The organism is Deinococcus sonorensis KR-87 (assembly GCF_040256395.1).
Taxonomy (GTDB): domain Bacteria; phylum Deinococcota; class Deinococci; order Deinococcales; family Deinococcaceae; genus Deinococcus; species Deinococcus sonorensis.
The window spans coordinates 66,047-82,186 of the sequence record NZ_CP158296.1 but is presented as its reverse complement, the minus strand read 5'-3'; the positions used below and the strand labels follow the sequence as shown (position 1 = coordinate 82,186).

At 68.5% G+C, this 16,140-nt stretch carries 17 protein-coding genes; 8 read left to right on the top strand and 9 right to left on the bottom strand.

Going from position 1 to position 16,140, the window contains the following annotated elements; genetic code table 11:
- Positions 1-200: 200 nt before the first annotated feature.
- Entirely contained in the window at positions 201-1,496 is a 1,296-nt protein-coding gene (locus ABOD76_RS00380) for an alginate O-acetyltransferase AlgX-related protein (protein ID WP_350240961.1), read from the top strand.
- A 12-nt stretch (positions 1,497-1,508) separates the two neighbouring features.
- On the opposite strand, the gene ABOD76_RS00375 is transcribed toward ABOD76_RS00380, so the two are convergent.
- The 4 genes from ABOD76_RS00375 to ABOD76_RS00360 form a co-directional block, all read right to left on the bottom strand.
- Positions 1,509-2,144, bottom strand: coding sequence for a CoA transferase subunit B (locus ABOD76_RS00375; protein WP_350240959.1), 636 nt, complete (start codon positions 2,142-2,144; stop codon positions 1,509-1,511).
- Between the two features lies 1 nt (position 2,145).
- Complete coding sequence (locus ABOD76_RS00370) at positions 2,146-2,844, bottom strand: CoA transferase subunit A (RefSeq protein ID WP_350240958.1); 699 nt, start codon at positions 2,842-2,844, stop codon at positions 2,146-2,148.
- A 360-nt stretch (positions 2,845-3,204) separates the two neighbouring features.
- Positions 3,205-4,194, bottom strand: a complete 990-nt coding sequence (locus tag ABOD76_RS00365; protein ID WP_350240956.1) for a phosphotransferase — start codon at positions 4,192-4,194, stop codon at positions 3,205-3,207.
- A complete protein-coding gene (locus ABOD76_RS00360) occupies positions 4,194-4,334 on the bottom strand; it encodes a hypothetical protein (protein WP_350240955.1) in 141 nt (46 codons plus the stop codon). Before ABOD76_RS00360 ends, ABOD76_RS00365 begins: the two co-directional genes overlap by 1 nt.
- Positions 4,335-4,504: 170 nt before the next feature.
- Here ABOD76_RS00360 and ABOD76_RS00355 point away from each other — a divergent pair, with 170 nt between their 5' ends.
- A complete protein-coding gene (locus ABOD76_RS00355; protein WP_350240954.1) occupies positions 4,505-4,762 on the top strand; it encodes a hypothetical protein in 258 nt (85 codons plus the stop codon).
- Positions 4,763-4,815: 53 nt separating this feature from the next.
- Complete coding sequence (locus ABOD76_RS00350) at positions 4,816-6,012, top strand: sensor histidine kinase (protein ID WP_350240953.1); 1,197 nt, start codon at positions 4,816-4,818, stop codon at positions 6,010-6,012.
- A gap of 2 nt (positions 6,013-6,014) precedes the next feature.
- Here ABOD76_RS00350 and ABOD76_RS00345 read toward each other — a convergent pair whose 3' ends face one another.
- The 3 genes from ABOD76_RS00345 to ABOD76_RS00335 form a co-directional block, all read right to left on the bottom strand.
- Complete coding sequence (locus ABOD76_RS00345) at positions 6,015-6,500, bottom strand: universal stress protein (RefSeq protein WP_350240951.1); 486 nt, start codon at positions 6,498-6,500, stop codon at positions 6,015-6,017.
- Positions 6,501-6,599: 99 nt separating this feature from the next.
- The gene (locus ABOD76_RS00340) at positions 6,600-8,684 is read right to left on the bottom strand and encodes an MDR family MFS transporter (RefSeq protein ID WP_350240950.1); all 2,085 of its coding nucleotides are present in this window, start codon (positions 8,682-8,684) and stop codon (positions 6,600-6,602) included.
- On the bottom strand, positions 8,681-9,142 hold the full coding sequence (locus ABOD76_RS00335; protein ID WP_350240948.1) for a MarR family winged helix-turn-helix transcriptional regulator: 462 nt from the start codon (positions 9,140-9,142) through the stop codon (positions 8,681-8,683). Before ABOD76_RS00335 ends, ABOD76_RS00340 begins: the two co-directional genes overlap by 4 nt.
- 245 nt (positions 9,143-9,387) lie before the next feature.
- On the opposite strand from ABOD76_RS00335, the gene ABOD76_RS00330 reads away from it, so the two are divergent.
- From ABOD76_RS00330 to ABOD76_RS00320, 3 genes are all read left to right on the top strand, one after another.
- Positions 9,388-10,236: an alpha/beta fold hydrolase gene (locus ABOD76_RS00330; RefSeq protein ID WP_350240947.1), complete on the top strand. Its 849-nt coding sequence runs from the start codon at positions 9,388-9,390 to the stop codon at positions 10,234-10,236.
- A gap of 371 nt (positions 10,237-10,607) precedes the next feature.
- The gene (locus tag ABOD76_RS00325) at positions 10,608-11,387 is read left to right on the top strand and encodes a carboxypeptidase regulatory-like domain-containing protein (RefSeq protein WP_350240946.1); all 780 of its coding nucleotides are present in this window, start codon (positions 10,608-10,610) and stop codon (positions 11,385-11,387) included.
- Between the two features lie 50 nt (positions 11,388-11,437).
- A complete protein-coding gene (locus ABOD76_RS00320; RefSeq protein WP_350240945.1) occupies positions 11,438-12,214 on the top strand; it encodes a hypothetical protein in 777 nt (258 codons plus the stop codon).
- Here the strand turns inward: ABOD76_RS00320 and ABOD76_RS00315 are convergent.
- The gene (locus tag ABOD76_RS00315) at positions 12,184-13,023 is read right to left on the bottom strand and encodes a helix-turn-helix domain-containing protein (protein ID WP_350240944.1); all 840 of its coding nucleotides are present in this window, start codon (positions 13,021-13,023) and stop codon (positions 12,184-12,186) included. The genes ABOD76_RS00320 and ABOD76_RS00315 overlap by 31 nt on opposite strands.
- Before the next feature lie 94 nt (positions 13,024-13,117).
- Here ABOD76_RS00315 and ABOD76_RS00310 point away from each other — a divergent pair, with 94 nt between their 5' ends.
- Positions 13,118-14,092: a phytanoyl-CoA dioxygenase family protein gene (locus ABOD76_RS00310; protein WP_350240943.1), complete on the top strand. Its 975-nt coding sequence runs from the start codon at positions 13,118-13,120 to the stop codon at positions 14,090-14,092.
- A 185-nt stretch (positions 14,093-14,277) separates the two neighbouring features.
- Positions 14,278-15,078, top strand: coding sequence for an SDR family oxidoreductase (locus ABOD76_RS00305; protein WP_350240942.1), 801 nt, complete (start codon positions 14,278-14,280; stop codon positions 15,076-15,078).
- A gap of 8 nt (positions 15,079-15,086) precedes the next feature.
- On the opposite strand, the gene ABOD76_RS00300 is transcribed toward ABOD76_RS00305, so the two are convergent.
- On the bottom strand, positions 15,087-16,049 hold the full coding sequence (locus ABOD76_RS00300; RefSeq protein WP_350240941.1) for an ArsR/SmtB family transcription factor: 963 nt from the start codon (positions 16,047-16,049) through the stop codon (positions 15,087-15,089).
- Between the last annotated feature and the right edge of the window lie 91 nt (positions 16,050-16,140).

Below are 16,140 nucleotides of genomic sequence, written 5' to 3'. Positions count from 1 at the left end.
GGACCAAAGGGCGGGACGGCGTGGCGGCTTTCATGACGAGCACTCCTCGAAGCGGAACATTACTCCCCACAGTGTGGCCCCCGAAAGCTCAGCAGATTGCTGGAGTTGGTGGGGGCTGTCTTCATCTGACGGCGACCAACGCCTACAAAAATCTCACGGCTCTCATCGTTTCTGCGATTCAGTTGTGTACGCTCGGCATCATGAAGCTTCTGGTCACGGCGCTGCTGCTCGTTTCGACGCCGGCGGCGGCCCAGTCGATCGCCGGGTGCGACAAGATCCGGCATATCGGTGGCGACCCGAAGTACGAGTTTTTCGTGCAGGGGCAGGGCGGACGGCTCTACAGCACCTTCACCTTCGGCCGCGACTTCACCCAATCGACCGAGCAGTACGCCAGCTACTACCAGCGGCTGAACACCTTGCTGGCCCGGCAGGGCACCCACCTGATCGTGGCGCCGGCCGCGCCGCCCGCGCTGGTCAACCCTGAGTATGTGGACTGGACCGACCCCCTGCTGGCCGACTTCGACCCGCAGCGTGACCGGGCCAACTTCCGGCTGTTCATCACCGAACTGCAGCGCCTGGGCATCGCGGCCTTCGACTACCTCACGGTCACCGACCGCTACAAGGCCACCACCCACCGCGACGACTTCCTGTTCCGGACCGACCATCACTGGACCTCCCTGGGCGCGCAGTACTACGCCGCCGCCCTGGCCTCGTACCTGAAGACCACATACGCGGCGGAGCTGGCCAAGGTTCCCACGCACAAGTACACCATCGTGCAGCAGGGGATGACCGAGCACCGGTTTGAAGACAGTTACCGACGCTTCGCCGAGATCTACTGCAAGGTCAAATTCCCGGCCGAGAAGCACCCGAAGTTCGTGCTCCAGGCCCCCGCCGACCTGGGCCTGCTGGACGACGCCCCGGTGATCGACTGGGTGGTGGACAGCTACGGCACGCCTGAATACGGCTTTGCGGACCAGCTGACGGCCCAGATGGGCATTCCGGTGTCCAACGACTACATCCGTGGCGGCGGCTCAGACCTGCCCATCCTTCAGTATTTTCTGAGCCGCCCGGCCGATCAGCGCCCGCCCCTGTTCCTGATCTGGACGTCGCTCGACCATTTCCCACGGCGTGAAACCTTCTACCGGCAACTGCTCCCGAGCGTGTACACCAAAGATCAGTACGCGGTGGCGGCGACCACGAAGGACGTGAAGGACGGCACCCTGCAGCTGATGGCCCCGCCACAGGTGAGTCTGGCCGGCGCTCAGGGGTTCGTGCGTGTGACGGTTCCGGACGTGACGGTCCGGCAGCTCGACTTCACACTCAGTTACGCCGATCAGCAGACCGAGAAGGTCACGCTGCAGCGCTCCGACCTGATCGAGAACACCGGGGTGTGGTATCTCGAGCTCAAGGCCGGAAGTGCGCCGCTCAAATCGGTGCAGGTGCAGGCGGACCTGGGAAGCAGCAGCGCACAGCTGGACCTGATGGCTGTGCGCTGAGCAAGGACCCGGTCAGCCGGCGGTCTGGACCGGAGCGCCCGTGTGGTCCTGGAGGTGATCGAAGGCGACGTGTGGGGCGAGTTCGACCAGCTGGAAGCCGTGAGGGGTGACGTCCAGCACCCCGAGCTCGGTGATGACGCGGTGCACCACCCCCGCCCCGGTCAGCGGCAACGTGCACGCCCGCAGCAGCTTCGGGCTGCCGTCTTTGGCCGCGTGCTCCATCAGCACCACCACCCGCCGCACCCCCGCCACCAGGTCCATCGCCCCGCCCATCCCCTTGACCATCTTCCCCGGAATCATCCAGTTCGCCAGGTCCCCGCGCTCGCTCACCTGCATCGCCCCCAGGATCGCCAGGTCCACATGCCCCCCCCGGATCATCGCGAAGCTCTCCGCGCTCGAGAAGAAGCTCGCCCCCGCCACCGCCGTGACCGTCTGCTTGCCCGCATTGATCAGGTCACTGTCCAGCTCCGCTTCAGTGGGAAACGGCCCGATGCCCAGCAGCCCGTTCTCCGACTGCAGCATCACGTCCACCCCGTCGGGAATGAAGTTCGCCACCAGCGTGGGCAGCCCGATGCCCAGGTTCACGTACATCCCGTCCTGCAGCTCCTGCGCCGCACGCGCCGCCATCTCGTCCCGGCTCCAGCTCATCTCAACCCTCCCGCACGGTGCGCTTCTCGATCAGTTTCCGGGGCGTGGGGTTGTGGACCAGCCGCTGCACATAGATGCCCGGGGTGTGCACCTGATCCGGGTCCAGCTCACCCACCTCCACCAGCACCTCCACCTCCGCGATGGTGACGCGGCCACTCATCGCCACCAGCGGGTTGAAGTTGCGCGCGGTCTTGCGGTAGATCAGGTTGCCGGCCCGGTCGCCCTTCCAGGCCTTGACCAGCCCCACGTCCGCGCGGATGCCGCGCTCGAGGATGTACGTCTGCCCGTCGAAGTCGTGGTGCTCTTTGCCCTCGGCGATCACGGTGCCGACCCCGGTGCGGGTGTAGAAGCCGGGGATGCCGGCGCCGCCGGCCCGCAGGCGCTCGGCCAGGGTGCCCTGCGGGGTGAACTCCAGCTCCAGCTCGCCCGCGAGGTACTGGCGGGCGAACTCGGCGTTCTCGCCGACGTAGCTGCTGATCATCTTGCGGATCTGGCGGGTCTGCAGCAGCTCCCACAGCGCGAAGCCGTCGGCGCCGGCGTTGTTGCTGGCCACGGTCAGGTCGCGCACGCCGCTGTCGCGCAGCGCCAGGATCAGCGCCTCGGGCACGCCGCACAGCCCGAAGCCGCCCACCGCCAGCGTCTGCCCGTCCTGCACCACCCCCCGCAGCGCTGCCGCCGCACTCTCATACTCCTTCGTCATTCACCCCTCCAACCGGACCACCGGCCACCCTGACCTTCCTGCAAAGCAGGAGGTCACGGCCCGGTGATGAACGAACCAGAATCTACACCGCTGCACCCCACCTGCAACACCCCAGCGTTCGGGTAAACAGACAACGGCCGCCCGTCGGACAGCCTGAGACGGCCCGCAAGTCAGGCCCGGAGCGGACAAGGCAGCGGGCCGATGAAGGCAACAGGGACAGTCCAGGGACGCTGCTCATTCGCCGTGCTCAGTGCAGGTGTAGGCCAACGCTGTGCAGCTGAACAACTCGAAAGTGCCAGTGCCGGGGACCCCTGTGCGAGGCGCGCTCATCCATGAAGCGATTCGGCCGATCATTTCGAGTCAGGTGGACGTGTCCGTCAGGGTCCGCAGCTGTCCGGCTTCGGTCTGGATCAGCGCCAGCAGCTGGCCCAGTGCGTTCAGCCGGGCCAAGGTGGTCGTGGTCGGGCCGTGCTCCAGCGCCTGACCCAGACCCCACACCCCCACCGCTGTCTGGCGTGCCAGGAGGGCGGCGGGCAGCGCGGCCTGCTCCGCCGCACTCAGCGGGCCGTACCCGTCCAGCAGCGCGCGGGCAAGGTCCCAGCGGGGCAATGGGCCATCCTGCAGTACCTCGCTGAGCGCGGTTGCCACATCCAGCAGCGGGGGCGCGACCGACGCGAACTCGAAATCCAGCACCGCCGTAACGCGGCCGTGATCGAAGAGCAGATTTGGCGTGTTGAAGTCGCCGTGAATCAGCTGCCGGGACAGCGGAGCCAGCCGGGTCGCCATCATCTGCCGGGCAACCCGGTAGTGCTCGGCCCAGGTCCGTGCCCGCTCCACACCACCCCACAGCTCGGGCCGCTGCTGGGCCAGTGCGACCGGATCCAGCACAGCGGGGTGCAGGAGGTCCGGCCGGGTCCAGTCAAGCGGCAGGGGAGCGGCCCCAGCGGGCAGGTGGGCCAGCGCGCCGTGCAGGGAACGTAAGGTTTCGCCCACCTGCCTCCAGGCGTCCGGCTGGTTCGGCACCCGACCGCCGGGCAGGCGCGGCAGCACCATCAGATGGCGCCTGTCCGGGGGTGGCAGCGCCACGCTCCACTCGCCCTGCAGGGTACGGCATGGCTGTGCCACTTTAAACGGCAAGTGCTGGCGGGACAGCTGCTCCAGCAGCCGGAGTTCACGCTGCTGGGCCTCCTGGGGTGCCTGCGCCATCAGCTTGAGCACGTAGGCGCCCTGGGGCGTATCCAGGCCGATCAGCGTGTTGTTGTGTCCCTCGGCGGCGAGTGGCGCGGGGGTCAGCGCGGCGGTCAGGCCGTAGTTCGCCTGCAGCGTGGGGGCCAGGGTGGACAGGTCCATTACTCGCTCACCCAGCGGTCCGCGGTGAGGGCTGCCTCGGTGCGGGTGCGGCCCTGCACCTTGCGGATGTGCGGCGGCCCGGCGAGTGCCGGCACGGGAGCCAGCAGGAGTGGCATCATGAACCACGCGGACACGAACATGCCTCAGCGTACCCGGTCCGGGGAGACGACCCATGCCCGGAAGGGGCCACCCAGAGATGGCTCCAGCCTGACGCCAGATGAGCCGGACATGCAGATGTGCTTGAGCGGGCGACTCCCCCCGCCATCCCCAGCGGACGATGAAGGAGCGTGTCTGTTACGGTTCAGACCGGATGAGTCGCACGCAGGCCAGATTGAACGCCCAGCTGATGTGCTGCGGGGCGGTGCTGCTGGGGAGCATGACCCTGACGGTGCGCGTCTGGCAGTGGAGCCAGGCGTCGGTGAACGGCGCGGCCCCCTGCCTGAGGGCGCCGGATCCGGCCCACGCCGAGGGGCCGTGGGCAGAGGCCCGCCGCCTGATTGACGGCGTGGGCTGCGCGCTGCTGCGACCCGGTCCCACCGGCGCGTTGCCTGCCAGCTGGAATCCGTAGTCCGCCGGCCGCTCATCACGGCTCAGTGCCGGGTGGGCCGCTATCATGGCCGCATGAGCGAACCGCGCGCGAGTGAGGAGCGCCTGAGCCTGGCGCTCAGGGCGGCGCGGCAGGGCGCCTGGGAATTCGATCTGCGGGACGGCAGCGGCTACCGCTCTCCAGAACTGCGCGCGTTGCTGGGGGTCCAGCACGGGCAGCCCACGCTCGCTGACTACCTCGGCAACGTGCACGAGCAGGACCGTCCGCTGATCCTGGCGGCCTTCCAGCGCCTGCGGAGCGGTGAGCTGCAGGAGTCGGTGCTGCAGTACCGCTTCGTGCGTGACGACGCGCAGGTGATCTGGGTGGAACAGCACACCTTTGTGGAGCGGGATGACACGGGCGCGGCCATGCGGCTCTACGGGCTGTCGCGCGACATCACGGCCATCAAGGAGACGGAGCTGGCGCTGCAGCGCAGCAACGCCACGCTGGAGGCGCGGGTGGCGGCCCGCACCCGCGAACTGGAGGCCGAGCGCGCCGCGCTGCTGGCGGCCAACGCGGAGCTGGAAGCCTTCGCCTACAGCGTGTCGCACGACCTGCGGGCCCCGGTGCGTCACATCAAGGGCTTCGCGGAACTGGCGCAGCGTGACGCCCGGCAGCGCCCGGTGGCCGAGGAGAAGCTGCACCATCATCTGGAAGTGATTCAGCAGTCGGCCGACCGCATGAACACCCTGATTGACGCGATGCTGGACCTGTCGCGCACCAGTCGGCGGCCGCTGCAGCCGGGCCGGGTGGCGCTGGGCGCGCTGGTGGAGCAGGCCCGCAGCGAGCTCACTCCGGAACTGCAGGACCGCTGCATCGAGTGGGACGTCCCGGAGCTGCCGGAGGTGCACGGCGACCCCACCACCCTGCAGCAGGTCGTCACCAACCTGCTCAGCAACGCGGTCAAGTTCACGCGTGGCCGGCCGGTGGCGCAGATCCGGGTGCGTGCCGAGGCGTGGCCGCACGAGTGGGTGGTGAGCGTGCAGGACAACGGCGCCGGCTTCGAGGCCGGCCAGCAGGACCGCCTGTTCGGGGTATTTCAGCGCCTGCACAGCCAGCGCGAATTCGAGGGGGTCGGGGTGGGGCTGGCGAACGTGCGGCGCATCGTCGCGCGCCATGGCGGACGGGTGTTCGCGCATGGCCAGCCGGACGAGGGAGCCACCTTCGGCTTTGCGCTCCCCCGGCAGGATGCACTCTGCGCCGAGCAGGAGACCGAACAGCTGCTCCGCTGACCTCAGCGGGCGATCAGGACGTCGGCGGTGGCCGCGTGGCTCACGGCGTCGCCGGTGCTGCCGGCCATCGCGGCGCTGAAGGCCGAGGTGTGGCGGCGGCCCAGCACGATCAGGTCGGCCTGCACCTCGCGCGCCACCGACAGGATGGCGTCGGCCGGTTTCATGGCCTGAATCAGGTGTTCGTGGACCGTCAGGCCCTGTGCTCGTGCCTGCGCGGCGGTCTGCTGCAGGTGCAGCTGCCGGGTGGCGCTCGCGCTGGCCAGGGCGTCCGCCTCCAGCATCTCGCTGCCGGGCAGTCCGGCGGCCATGTTGACCAGCGGGCTGGACGCCGCCGGCACCACCACCACCAGATGCAGCTCCGCGCCGAAGTGCCGGGCCAGCTGCACCGCCCGCTGCACCGCCTGAACCGAGTGGGGCGCGCCCCCGCTGGCGACCAGCACGCGGTGATACAGGGCGGGGGTGGAAGGGGATGCAGGGGTGGCAGTCATGGCGGCATGCTACGCCCACGGAGCCGGATGCCGGCAAGATGAACGCGCCGCATCCGTCGGCCAGAGCTCGGATGCGGCGCGTTCAGAAACTGCTGGGGTTCAGTGGCCCGGCTGTGCCACCGGCATGTCGGCGTCGGGGCTGGCCTGATCCGGGTTGCCCTGACGGTTGGCGCGCAGCGGCACCACTGGCAGCGCCAGAATCAGCAGGAAGCCGAGCGCGATGATCCAGATGCTGGTCAGCATCATGCGCTGGATGGCGGCGGTGAAGCCCTGTTTCATGCCGGTCGTAATCTGACGGCCCAGGGTCTGCACCTGCTGGTTCAGCGCGGTGTGCACCTTGCTGAGCGTCTGGCTCACCGCCGTGCGGGCCAGGGTCGGTTCTTGCGCCAGCAGGCCCTGCTGCACCTGCGCTGCCGTCTGGCGGGCCGCCTGGGGGGTGGCCAGGGCCGCTGCCGGGAGCGCCTGCAGCTGGGTCTTGAGCGCCGCCGGGGTCCTGGCGTTGCTGAGCAGCGCCTGCCGGCCCGGTTCGCCCTGCTGCAGCGCCGCGCCCACCTGGGTGGCCTGGGTGGCCAGCTGGGTGTGCACCTGGGCGCGTACGCCGCCGTTCTGCACCAGCGTCTTGAGCTGCGCCGGCACCTGCGGGTTGGCCAGCAGCTGCGCGGTGGCCGCCACGTCACCGTTCAGCGCCTGCTCCAGCTGCCGGAACTCCTGGTCGGCGGCCTGCTGCAGCTGTTTAGTGGTGTCGCTGTTGCCGCCGCTGGAGCGCATTTCGCCCAAGTTGATGTTGCGGCTCATGCTCTGCATGCCCGGTACCTTCGGCAGGTACTTGGGCAGCTCGGTCTGCAGGTTGTTGATCAGCAGGGTGCCGAAGATGGCCGCCCCGATGGTGGTGCCGATCTGCCGGAAGAACTGGCTGCTGCTGGTGGCCACCCCGATCATCCGCATCGGCACGGCGTTCTGCACCGCCAGGTTGAACATGCTCATGGTCGGGCCGAGGCCCAGGCCCACGATGAACATCCGCCACGCCAGGTCCAGCCGGCTGGTGTCCACCCCGATGCGCGAGAGGAACAGCACGCCCACCATCATCACGATGCTGCCGCCGATCAGGAACGGCTTGTAGTTGCCGGTGCGGGCCACCAGGTTGCCCGACAGGATGCTCGACAGGATCAGCCCGGCCATCAGCGGCAGCATCGAAAGGCCCGAGTTGGTGGCGGTGATGCCCTGCACCGTCTGCATGTACAGCGGCAGGAACATCACGATGCCGATGAAGGCCATGTTGATCACGAAGCTGGCGAGGTTGGCGAAGGTGAAGGTGCGGTTCTTGAACAGATTCAGCGGCAGGATCGCGTCGGGCGTGCGGCGCTCGACCAGCACGAACAGCACCAGGCTGACAGCGCTGACCGCAAACAGCGTCAGAATGCGGGCGCTGTCCCAGGGGTAGGTGGTGCCGCCCCAGGTGAGGGCCAGCAGCAGCGGAATGGTGGTGGCGATGATCAGCGCCGCACCCAGAAAGTCAATCTTGCCGGTGGCCTTGTGCGACAGGCTGGGCATCTTGGCGATGATCATGAACAGCGCCACGGCGCCCAGCGGCAGGTTCACGTAGAACACCCAGCGCCAGCCCTCGATGAAGTAGCCGAGCAGGTTGACGCTGCCGTGGTCGGTCAGGAAGCCGCCGATCAGCGGCCCCACCACGCTCGACAGCCCGAACACCGAGCCGAACAGCCCGCCGAACTTAGCGCGCTCGGCCGGCGGAAACATGTCCGCGATGATTGCAAAGGCGCTGGTGAAGAGCGCCGCGCCGCCCAGCCCCTGCAGCGCACGGAACACGATCAGCTGCAGCATGCCGCCGCCGAACAGGTTGCCCAGGAACGGCTCGCCGCTCATGCCGCACAGCACCGAGCCGAGCAGGAACAGCGTGATGCCGATGATCAGGATCGGCTTGCGGCCGTACAGGTCGCCAAGCTTGCCGTAGATCGGGACCATCACGGTGCTGGCCAGCAGGTACGCGGTGGTGACCCAGGCGTAGTACTCCAGGCCGTGCAGCTGCTCAATGATGCGCGGCATGGCCGTGCTGACGATGGTCTGGTCCAGCGCGGAGAGCAGGAACACCACCATCAGGCCGATGAGCGTAATGGTCTTCTCCTGCTGCGTGAAGATGCGGGGGGAGGCGTCCGGTGGGGTCATGCGGCGTGTCCTTCGTCGACGAGAATGCGCAGGGCGTCGGTGAGGCCCTTGAGCTGGGTGGGCGAGAGGCGGCTCAGGCGTGCCTCGGTGACGTCATGAATGGTCTGACGCACCTCGGCCACCAGCTGCAGGGCGAGCGGAGTGAGCGTCAGAAGGGTGCGGCGCGAGTCGTGCTCGTCGATGTGGCGCTCGATCAGGCCGCGCTTGCTCAGGTCATCCAGGTAGCGGCTGATCAGGGTGCTGGGCATCTTGAGTTCCTCGGCCAGCGCCTTGGGATACTGCACGCCGCTCTGAATGCTGTGCAGGATGAAATAACTGCGGGCCTCGGTGCCGTGGCGCTCGTGCAGCAGCGGTTCGAACTGCTGGGCCATGGCGCGGTTGAGCCGCCACATTGCCTTCAGGAACAGGCTGACGTCCTGAGGCGGATGCACGGCGGTGGCGGTCTGGGGATCGGGCATATCCTTATGTTATCGCAATAGGTAACTAAAGTAAACTACTGTCTGTGGGTACGCATCAGACGCCGCTTCGCCTGAGACGTGCGGTGCCTGTCCGGCCTTTTTCCTGTGTTCCGCACGGTGGCGGCCCCTTAATCCAGCCTGCTGCCGGGCCAGACCGCACCGGTGGCGCCCGCAGCGCGGCCCTCCGCTTCCGGCGCCCCGGGAGCAGTCCTGGATGTCCTGCCAGGGTCATTTACAGTGGCACCATGCTGACCGAACTGGACCTGCGGTTAACCGACGGCCGTACGTTGCATCTCTACGACACCGGCCCGGCGACCGGGACGCTGCCAGTGGTCTGGCACCACGGCACGCCCAACATCGGTCCGCCGCCCGCTCCGCTGCTAGGGGCGGCGGAGCGGCTGGGGCTGCGCTGGGTCTCATTTGACCGGCCGAACTACGGCGGCTCGACCCCCCGGCCGGGGCGCCGTGTGGGTTCCGTGGCTGATGACGTGGCCCAGCTGGCCGACGCGCTGGATCTGGACCGCTTCGCCGTGATGGGGCATTCCGGCGGGGGGCCGCACGCGCTGGCCTGCGGTGCGCTGCTCCCGGACCGTGTGGAGGCTGTGGTCAGTGTGGCCGGGCTGGCGCCGTACCCGGCGGAGGGGCTCGACTGGTTTGCGGGCATGCACCGGTCCGGAGTCGCGTCATTGCGGGCCGCCCTCGCCGGCCGCGAGACGAAGGAGCGCTACGAGGCCGCTGCCCCTCCGTTTGACCCGGAGATGTTCACGCCTGCCGACTATGAGGCCCTGAAAGGTGCATGGGCCTGGCTGAACAGTGTGGTCGGTCCGGCCCAGGCCGCCGGGCCGGGCGGGCTGATTGACGATGATCTGGCGTATGTGGCGCCCTGGGGTTTTGAACCCGCGCAGGTCTCGGTGCCGGTGCTGCTGCTGCACGGCCGTCAGGACCGGGTGGTGCCGAGCAGCCACAGCGTCTGGCTGGCCGGGCAGTGTGCGGCGGCGGAGCTGCGCCTCTTCCCGGACGACGGTCACCTTTCGGTGCTGCACGCGGGGGAGCGTGCCCTGGTCTGGCTGAGGGAGCAGGCCGGACGGAGCTGAAGCAGGGGTGATGGACGCTGTGGAGGCGAGGTCGATTCGGCAGGAAAGAGGAAGCAGCAGACCGGTGACCGTGGCGCCCGCTGGCTGCCATCCATGGGCCATGCCACCAGGCGGCGCGGTGGTCCGCGCTCATCTGCAGGCACCGGCCGCGAGGTGATGGCCGCCTGGGGGCCCAGCCTGCTTGTCCAGAGGAGGACGCGCTATGGCCCGGTCGTCCAGCAGCGGGCCGCCCTTCCCAGACAAGGCAAGTTCACCGCCAGACCCGTCGTGGCTGCCAGCTGGCCGAGTGCCGGGCTCAGCGGCGTTCGCGTGTCATCGGCCAGCCATGCCCCGGTGCGTACGGTGTCTTCAGCACTCACAGGAGGCCCCCCATGAACGTCACCAGGACCATGACCGCGCTGCTGCTCACCACCCTGCTCGCCGCGTGCGGCGCCAGCCAGACCGGCAGCCCCGGCACCCCGCCCGGCACCCCCGCCCCCACCGATGCCAGTCAGGCCACGCCCTACACCATGAAGGGCACCGTCCGGAATGCCGCCGGACAGCCGCTGCCGGGCGTGGAAGTGTGGGCCGACAACACGCTGTACTACAACATGAACGCGCTGGGCCGCACCGACGCGCAGGGCCGCTACAGCATTGCCCTCCCCAAAGACCAGCTCGGCACGTGGCGGGCCGGCGGGCGCTACACGGCGGTGTACAACGGCGATACCTACGATCTTGGGCTGGCCGCTGACAACGAGGCGGCCTTCTCCTCGGACACCGGTGCGGTCCGCAATTTCACCCTCCGGATCTCCGGCAAGCGGCCCGGCGGCGGCTACTACGGGGGCACGGTGTGGCCCTACTTCAGCTCGCATGGCGGCAACTTCGATATCCAGCGTGTGGAGTACACCTTCACGCCGGTCGGGCCGCTGATTGACGGCAGCGCGGGCCAGCCGATCAAGCTGATCCCTCAGGAGCAGCCGTCCTACGACGTGCCGATCGGGACCTACCGGGTCACGGCCCGCTACGTCCCGACCGACGGGCCAGCAGAAGACATGCTGCTGATGGGGCGGAACGAGTCGCAGTGGTCGCCCAGCACCACCATCACGTTCCACAACGATCCCCAATACGGCCCCTTTGCCGACTTCACTGTCAGCCTCGTCCCAAAGCCCTGAATCTGCTGGCGGCAGGAGACATCCGCCGCCTGGGGCAAGAGGAGCATTCCATGGATCTGTTTTTATTTGGCGGCGGCTGGCGGCCCGAGGCGCAGCCCTTCACGTATCGCCGCTTCGTGCAGCGGGCCGGGTCTGGAGGACACCTGAAGGTGGCCGCGGTGGTCGCCGTGGAGCCGGACACCGATCCGGTCGCCACCTTCGCCCGCTATGCCGAGACGTTCAGTCAGGTCGGCGTGGCCCCTCAGGACCTCGCGCCGGTGTACGTCTCAGCAACCCAGCCGCTCACGGCCGGCATGCTGCTGGATGCGGCACCCACGGCGGTGTTCGTCTGTGGCGGACTCACGCCGCTGTATCAGGCGGCGCTCTGCCACGATCTCTCCTGGCTCCGGCTGATGCAGGAGCGGCACCTGCCGTACGGCGGCTTTTCGGCGGGCGCGGCCATCGCTGCGGATCAGGCCCTGGTGGGCGGCTGGCAGGTGGAGCAGCAGGGCCAGCAGGTGGCCGTCGCGCAGGAGGAGGCGGGTGAGGACCTGGACCTGCTGACCATCCGGCCGGGCCTGGGTCTGGTCCCCTTCGCGGTAGAGGTGCACGCCACCCAGTGGGGCACCCTGTCGCGCCTGATTCATGCGGTCCATGCTGGCCTGGTGGAGTCCGGCTGGGCCATCGACGAGGACACCCTGCTGGAGGTGAGCGACACGGCCATCTCGGTGCACGGCCTCGGTTCGGCCTACCGGGTGACCCGCGGTCCGGAGGGTGTCGCGGTCTCCATCCGGGTGGGCGAGCGGGCGCTGACGGCTCAGGAATCCGCGCGGGCGTTGCGGCGGTAGCCGGCAGGGGTCTGCCCGGTGGCGTCCCGGAACGCCGCATAGAAGCGGCTGACCGACCCGAAGCCCGACTCGGCGGCCACGTCCAGCGCCGGCAGAGCAGTGGTCAGCAGCAGGCGCTGGGCGTGGGCCACCCGGTACTGAGTGAGGTAGGCTCCCATCCGCAGGCCGAACGCCTCGCGGAACACGCCCGCCGCGTAATGCGGATGCAGGCCCGCTGACCGCGCGACGGCCTCGATTTCCAGCGCCGGGTCCGCGTAATGCTCGGCGATCTGCTGAGCAAGCTGGGCGGCGCGGCGCAGCCGCCGGGCCTGGGCCGGGGTGGACGCGGCCTGTGGCGGGGTGGCCTGCGCCGCCTGGCGCGTCTCGAGCGCCAGGCGGCGCAGGCGCGCATTGAGTTCCAGTTCGAAGATGTGGCGGTGCTCGGGGTCGCTGGCCGACGCGTCGGCCAGCCAGCGGTCCAGCAGGGCTTCGTCACCGGGCGTGTCTGCGGGACCCACCACCGGCGCGCCGCACAGCACCGGGTCCCGCAGGGCCGGCGGCAGGTCGAAGCGCAGAAAGGTCGCGAGCGGCAGCGTCATGACCATCAGACGGGTCCGGGGCTCACAGGCGATCAGGCGATGCGGGCGGGTGCCCCAGAACAGCAGCGGCCGGCCCGTCTGGAGCGTGAGCAGGCCCGAGCCGAACAGGTAGGTGATCGCTCCGCAGCGCAGGTAGTTGAATTCCACCTCGCCGTGCCGGTGCGCCTCCGCCATCACGGTCGGTTCGCCGTCGTGGAGCCAGAAGCCGAAGGCTGCCCATGAGCTGTCCACACCTGAGTTTACAGGAAGAATCCGGCAGTTCTGAGGAAGAGTGTCGCGTCTGCAGCCGCTACGCTGGGGCCACCATCAGGTTCAGGAGGTTCCTATGAGCGCCACGTCTGTCGGGTTCGAGTTGGTCGATCATCCGCCCCTGCCGGTCGCGAGGCCCCCCCTCTCGCCGTTCCACCTCAGCGAGGAGCAGGTCAACTTTTTTGATGAACACGGCTATCTGGTGTTGCGGCAGTGGATCACCGGACCGCTGCTGGAGCGCCTTCAGGCGGCCGGGGATGCCTGGATCGAACGCGGTCAGGGCCGGCCGGCTGGCGACGACTACAACTTCGCGCCCCGCGCCCACGGCGAGGTGCTGTTCCGCGTCAACTACCTGCACGACAAGGGAGAGGCGGCGTCGCTGGAACTGCTGGGCAGCCCCCAGGTGCTGGCCGTCGCCGAGAGCCTGTGCGGTCCGGCCTTCGTGCCCACCTACGAGAGCATGGTGTTCAAGCAGGAGGGGGACGGCGAGCAGATTCCCTGGCATCAGGACGCCGTGCATCCGCGCCGGCACCGGGTATTCAACTTCGGGCTGTACCTGGACCGCTCGCGAATCGGGGCTGGGGCCCTGCGGGTGGTGCCGGGCACGCAGCGGCGCATCCTGGACATCTGCGAGATTCGTGACGAGTACGGCTGGGACGCGCCGGGCGTGATCCAGGTGGAGCTGGAGCCGGGCGACGTGCTGCTGCACGACGTGATGGTGCTGCACGGCAGCGAGCCCACCAGCGGCAATGCCCTGCGCCGCACTGTGTACCTGGAGTTCCGTGCGGCCGAGGGCATCCTGCAGGACGGACCCTGGGACCGCGAGTGGATTGACCGGCGGCTGCGGCTGGTGCCGCTGGGCCTGCAGCGGCACGCGGCCATGGCCCCGGGCGGCCCGGCGTTCACGTGGCGGGTCCCCACCGAATTCCGGCCCCAGCCGCTCGGCGACGAGCAGGCAGAATTGAAGGTGGCGCATCTGGTCCACACGTCGGGTTCGTACTGCAGCGCTGGGAATGCCGGGCGAGCACCGGAGGCAGCGCCGAGTCCCTGACCATTGGTAGAGCACAGAACAGGAGCGCAGACCCGGCCCGGCGAGAACTGGCCGGGTCTGCGGCCGGGCCGGCACGTGAGAGCGGCATGGTCCCGGCTGGCCCCCGACTTCAGCGCAGCTGAGGCCACCATTGAGCCGGTCCAAACAGTTGCGTAGGCTGCAATTCCAGCTGTGTACCGTGGGGTATGGACACTGGAACGGGTCAGGGCATGCTGTCGGGCAAGGTCGCGTTCATCACGGGAGCTGCGAGCGGCATCGGAGAGGGCACAGCCCGACGTTTTGTGGAGGAGGGCGCCGCCGTGATTCTGGCGGACGTGCAGCAGGAGGACGGCGAGCGCCTGCAGCGGGAATTGACTGAGGCCGGCGGGCAGGCGCTGTTCGTGATGTGCGACGTGAGTGACGCGTCGTCGGTGGAGCAGGCGGTGACGCAGGGGGTGCAGCAGTTCGGGCAGCTGGACATCGTGTTTGCCAATGCCGGCATCAACGGCGTGTGGGCGCCGATCGACGAGCTGCAGCCGGACGAGTGGGAGCGCACCCTCGACATCAACCTGAAGGGCACGTACCTCACGCTGCACTACACCGTGCCGCACCTGAAACGCGCCGGTGGCGGCAGCATCCTGATCACCAGCAGCGTCAACGGCACCCGGACCTTCTCCTCGGCAGGTGCCAGCGCCTACAGCAGCTCCAAGGCCGGGCAGGTGGCGCTGATGAAAATGGTGGCGCTGGAACTCGGCCGCGACAACATCCGCTGCAACGCCATCTGCCCGGGCCTGATTCACACCAACATCAGCGAGCGCACCGAACAGCGGAACACAGAGCAGCTGGGCATCAAGGTCGAACTGCCGGAAGGCAGCCCCGCGCTGCACGAGGGCGAGGGGGACCCGGTGGACGTGGCCGACACCTGCTTGTTCCTCGCCTCGGACCTGGGGCGGCACGTCTCGGGGGTGGAAGTCTTCGTGGACGGTGGCGCGTCGCTGCTGCGCTGAACGGCGGCCTAGCGCAGCCGCACCGGGCGTTCCTGGTCCGGGAAGGTGTAGCGCAGCCGCATCGTGAGGTCCTGGGGGTAGTTGCCGAAGCGCCGGCCGAAGAGGTTCATCCCGCCCGGATTGCGTGCGTCCGGTTTCACGCCGAGGCGCACGCTGATGTGGGTGCGGCCCGGAATCGAGAGTTCGCCCAGCCGCACCCCGGACAGCACCTCCCCGTCGATGTGGCTGCCTTCCTCGGTGACGCGCCAGACCTTCAGGACGCCGTGGGTGGTCTGGTCGGTGGGCCACCACGCGGGGGTGAGGCGGGCCGCCACGCCGCCGAAGTCGCCGGGACTGGTCCAGGTGCCCACTTCCACGTCGTTGATCCAGAGCGTGATGTCCGACGGCCAGTCCGGGTCGTACTGCGGCGCTTCCGAACACAGCTCGGCCGAGAACTCCAGCGCGGTCAGCACGCTGCCGTACGGCAGGTTGTTGGGAAAGGCGTATTCTACGCTGCCGCTGCGGAACCACAGGATCTGCGCGTAGACGTGGTCCGGTTCAAAGAAGCTGCGCGGGTCGTCCAGCATGCCGATGTATTTGGTGTCGGACGCCAGCCCACAGGTGGGCAGCGCCTCGATGTGGCGGTAGGTGCCGATCGGCATGCTGATCTCCACCAGGTTCGGCGCGGCCTCCACCGCCACGCCCGGCAGCCGGACCAGCACCTCGTCGTACCGCTTGGAAATGAGCTTCATGGTGCCGTGGGTGCCGGGCATGTACTCCACGTGCAGCAGCCCGGCCTCCTCCAGATGTTTGATGTTGCTGCTCACCGTGGAGTGCGGCAGGTTCAGCGCCGCCGTGAGTTCGGAGACGTTCATGACGTTGTGGGACAGCAGCCCCAGGATCAGAACGCGCGTCTCCGAACTGAGCGCCCGGAACACCTTGGTCGCCGAATCCACATCCACGTGCAGCACACGGTTGCCTGAGATTGCCATATCCTCCCTGTTCTGTCCCAACACTAGCAGCCGCAGCCGGCCGTCTGAGGTGCACGCGGCGTGTGTGTTGGCTTTATGTCGGCTTAACTTG

What these genes read in the sequence shown, in the direction of transcription:
- ABOD76_RS00375 (WP_350240959.1), bottom strand. Translation starts at nt 2,144, where the DNA reads ATGAGCTGGAGCCGGGACGAGATGGCGGCGCGTGCGGCGCAGGAGCTG.
- ABOD76_RS00300 (WP_350240941.1), bottom strand. Translation starts at nt 16,049, where the DNA reads ATGGCAATCTCAGGCAACCGTGTGCTGCACGTGGATGTGGATTCGGCG.
- ABOD76_RS00325 (WP_350240946.1), top strand. Translation starts at nt 10,608, where the DNA reads ATGAACGTCACCAGGACCATGACCGCGCTGCTGCTCACCACCCTGCTC.
- ABOD76_RS00345 (WP_350240951.1), bottom strand. Translation starts at nt 6,500, where the DNA reads ATGACTGCCACCCCTGCATCCCCTTCCACCCCCGCCCTGTATCACCGC.
- ABOD76_RS00335 (WP_350240948.1), bottom strand. Translation starts at nt 9,142, where the DNA reads ATGCCCGATCCCCAGACCGCCACCGCCGTGCATCCGCCTCAGGACGTC.
- ABOD76_RS00365 (WP_350240956.1), bottom strand. Translation starts at nt 4,194, where the DNA reads ATGGACCTGTCCACCCTGGCCCCCACGCTGCAGGCGAACTACGGCCTG.
- ABOD76_RS00380 (WP_350240961.1), top strand. Translation starts at nt 201, where the DNA reads ATGAAGCTTCTGGTCACGGCGCTGCTGCTCGTTTCGACGCCGGCGGCG.
- ABOD76_RS00350 (WP_350240953.1), top strand. Translation starts at nt 4,816, where the DNA reads ATGAGCGAACCGCGCGCGAGTGAGGAGCGCCTGAGCCTGGCGCTCAGG.
- ABOD76_RS00310 (WP_350240943.1), top strand. Translation starts at nt 13,118, where the DNA reads ATGAGCGCCACGTCTGTCGGGTTCGAGTTGGTCGATCATCCGCCCCTG.
- ABOD76_RS00340 (WP_350240950.1), bottom strand. Translation starts at nt 8,684, where the DNA reads ATGACCCCACCGGACGCCTCCCCCCGCATCTTCACGCAGCAGGAGAAG.
- ABOD76_RS00370 (WP_350240958.1), bottom strand. Translation starts at nt 2,844, where the DNA reads ATGACGAAGGAGTATGAGAGTGCGGCGGCAGCGCTGCGGGGGGTGGTG.
- ABOD76_RS00320 (WP_350240945.1), top strand. Translation starts at nt 11,438, where the DNA reads ATGGATCTGTTTTTATTTGGCGGCGGCTGGCGGCCCGAGGCGCAGCCC.
- ABOD76_RS00355 (WP_350240954.1), top strand. Translation starts at nt 4,505, where the DNA reads ATGAGTCGCACGCAGGCCAGATTGAACGCCCAGCTGATGTGCTGCGGG.
- ABOD76_RS00330 (WP_350240947.1), top strand. Translation starts at nt 9,388, where the DNA reads ATGCTGACCGAACTGGACCTGCGGTTAACCGACGGCCGTACGTTGCAT.
- ABOD76_RS00360 (WP_350240955.1), bottom strand. Translation starts at nt 4,334, where the DNA reads ATGTTCGTGTCCGCGTGGTTCATGATGCCACTCCTGCTGGCTCCCGTG.
- ABOD76_RS00305 (WP_350240942.1), top strand. Translation starts at nt 14,278, where the DNA reads ATGGACACTGGAACGGGTCAGGGCATGCTGTCGGGCAAGGTCGCGTTC.